This is a genomic window from Mycoplasma sp. 2575, assembly GCF_053851635.1.
The window spans coordinates 1-2,944 of sequence record NZ_JBSQBB010000021.1 but is presented as its reverse complement, the minus strand read 5'-3'; the positions used below and the strand labels follow the sequence as shown (position 1 = coordinate 2,944).

General features: G+C 22.9%; 5 protein-coding genes. All 5 read right to left on the bottom strand.

Translation table 4 applies throughout. The annotated features are described in order from the left end of the window. Positions 1-37: 37 nt before the first annotated feature. Positions 38-223: a hypothetical protein gene (locus ACWXVU_RS03145; protein ID WP_456012190.1), complete on the bottom strand. Its 186-nt coding sequence runs from the start codon at positions 221-223 to the stop codon at positions 38-40. 100 nt (positions 224-323) lie between these two features. Further along, positions 324-1,070 (bottom strand): hypothetical protein, encoded by a 747-nt coding sequence (locus tag ACWXVU_RS03140; protein WP_456012189.1) that lies wholly within the window; start codon positions 1,068-1,070, stop codon positions 324-326. A gap of 3 nt (positions 1,071-1,073) precedes the next feature. Continuing rightward, positions 1,074-1,379: a CRISPR-associated endonuclease Cas2 gene (gene cas2, locus ACWXVU_RS03135; protein ID WP_438340428.1), complete on the bottom strand. Its 306-nt coding sequence runs from the start codon at positions 1,377-1,379 to the stop codon at positions 1,074-1,076. Between the two features lie 4 nt (positions 1,380-1,383). Further along, positions 1,384-2,280 (bottom strand): type II CRISPR-associated endonuclease Cas1, encoded by an 897-nt coding sequence (gene cas1, locus ACWXVU_RS03130; RefSeq protein WP_456012187.1) that lies wholly within the window; start codon positions 2,278-2,280, stop codon positions 1,384-1,386. A 431-nt stretch (positions 2,281-2,711) separates the two neighbouring features. After that, on the bottom strand, positions 2,712-2,944 hold a 233-nt coding region (locus ACWXVU_RS03125), incomplete at its 5' end, for a hypothetical protein (protein ID WP_456012185.1).

The window sequence follows — 2,944 nt, the reverse complement described above, 5'->3', positions numbered from 1 at the left end:
TAAATCTTTTTTCTATCGCCTCATTGATTGCCATGTGCTAAGTTAACCTCTTTTTGCATAATTTGGCATTTCTTAATTCTTGTTTTAATCTTTTTATGGTTGACATTGAACATTTTGCCCTTAAGGATAATTGCTTATTTGTTAAATCAGAATATGCAGTTATAACATCTAATAATTTTCGTTTTCTATTTAATTGAAAATAGTTTAATTCTATTTCGCACATAATAAAACCACCTATAACATTTTACTATATATGTTAGGTGGCTCATTCTTGTTACAATTTAATGAATTCTTGTATAAAAACGTTCAAATTTGATTAAAAATTAATCTAAAATGATTGATTTTATAGCATTTTGCAATGTTTTGCTTTCTTTGATTTTTTCAATATCATCAACATTGAATTTTTGCATAAGTATTTCTTTAATTAAAGACACATTATCAATATTGATAAATGTTTTATTATCAAAAATTGAACAAACTTCTAACTCTTCAAAGCTATTGCAAATATCTCAAATATTGTTAGTTAATATAATAAAGTTAAATTTATTAGTATAAGCAACTAACTCACTAATATTGATATTTTCAAAATTAGTGATAATTACGAGTTGCTTATCTAGTTGATTTGATAAATCAAAAAACTTAAATAAAATATCTTTATTAATCAATTTCTGATCATTTAGTTGGAATAAAAATTTAACTAACTTTGATTTATCTAAATTAAGATAAATAAAATCTTCAGCAACTAAATTTGTATAAAAATTTAATACTTCAGATAATAAATCACTTTTGATTAAATTTTCTTGATCAATTCTACTGTCTTTTATAAACATTTTATATAAACTATTTTTGCTGCTAAAGTTAAGGATATCAATAACTTTTGATAATGGATTAATAATAATACTTTCATTAACAAAATAGCCTTTATTATTAATTAAAAGACTTGGTTGATTATTTTGATTTTCATGATTAATTAACATAGCTAAAAAAGCTAAAGAGTTACTGCTTTCAATAACTCTAATTCCTTGATAGTCATAATCTAAAAGATGACTAAATTTTACTATTTCTAACATAATTTATACCTCTAAATATATTTTTTTATCCAAGTAATATTCATTTAGCGATTTTTCGCCATTAATGATTTCAATATTTTGATATTGACTTTCTGTTACTAATAAAATTCTCACATTTGATTTTTTTGGAACGATTTTTATTAGTTTATCCTTTTCATAAGGATATTGGGTGTGAGCTGATATACATTTAACATAGATTGAATATTGAATCATGCTATAACCTAATTTGATTAGTTCATTTCTAAATTTATTATAATAAGCGATATTATCATCGTCCATCGAAATATCATACATAACAATTATTCGCATAAATCTACTTTGAATTTCAATCAACGATTAACTCTTCTAATGAACAATTTTCTAATATTTTTTTAACTGAATAATCAATATAATCGCGAATTCTTATATGCTTATTGTTGACATTAATATGCTCATCAAAAAATTCATATAGCATTTGCTTAAAAATTTTTCAATTCACTTCTTGATAATTAGCTTTCTTGATTAAATACTGATATACAACATAATCAACAAACACCCTAGCCACTTCCATTAGATCGCATGCTAAACTATAAGGATTATTAAAACTCTTATGAAAAACGCCAATGCGATTATCAAAACCGCGCCCATTAATTGCTCGACTATAAAATGATAGTAAAATCGTATACCCATAATTTAGCATCGCATTAATATCATCATCAAAGTTATCTCTTTCTCTTTTAAAATCAGTTCCAAAAATATTTTTATAATAAAGTTTAGCTGCATGAGCCTCGCGGTTAGATAAATCACCAATTTTGACATCTAAAATATAATTTTTAAATTTTTGATAATCTTCATCATTAACTAAATTAAAGTTTACTAACAAATTAAGTTGATTAGAAATCTTTAATTTAATAATATTTTTTCAGGTTATGGCTTTGTAATTCTCATCTCAAGTTAATTGAGATAAAAAAACTTTGTTATTATAATAATTATCAAACGGAATAATTTGCGCCTGAGGCAGATGTTTTTCGTTGCATATAATTATATTAACTTTTTCTTTTATAAATTTATTAATTAGTGGTATTGATATTGTTGTTTTATTATTTTCGAAAATAATACTATCAATATCATTAGTTGGTATTGTAATTTTACCTTGTTCTTTTTTAATAATTAAATTTCCTAAAAAAAGTGATAAATATTCACTTTCCGTAACATCGATTATTTTCTTCATATTCTTCTTTCTGCTTATATACTAAGCAAAAAAATTACATTGCAATTTTAAATATTATTTAAAAAATTCATTAAATTGGACTTCTAATAATTAATATAACTATTTAGCTTGTTAATTCTTAATCAAATTTCAACATTTTTATAGTTTAAAAATGTTTCTTAAACTTAAGATATCAAATATGTTTTTTAAGACCTAAAAAATTTAAAACAGGAATCAGGAAAATTAACAAAGTGTCATACTTTGCTATTATTTTTTTGTAAATCTATATATTTCGAAAGTAAAAATTAAATAGTAATATATTTTTAAATTAACCTTACGGGTATTATTTTAAAAATTAGAATCCATTTTTTTAAGCTTTATTTATATTTGGATTGGTTGGCAAACCAATTTTTTCAAACCCACTTTGCGAACATTAAAATAAAATTAAAAATCTACTTAAAGTTTTCATATAGGTCATTACCCACTTGTTTAATTAGGTTTTTAAACATTGTTTTTAAGTGATTCGTTTCTTGTTTTAAATCCGATGTATTTAATTTAAATTTTTCTAAATTTCTAATCAAGTAATTAAACTTGTCCGTAAATGTCGAAACTACTGACTTATGCGTTACGACTATCAAACTCAATTTATAAGCCAAATCGTCTCAAACGTCAAGATTTTTACCTA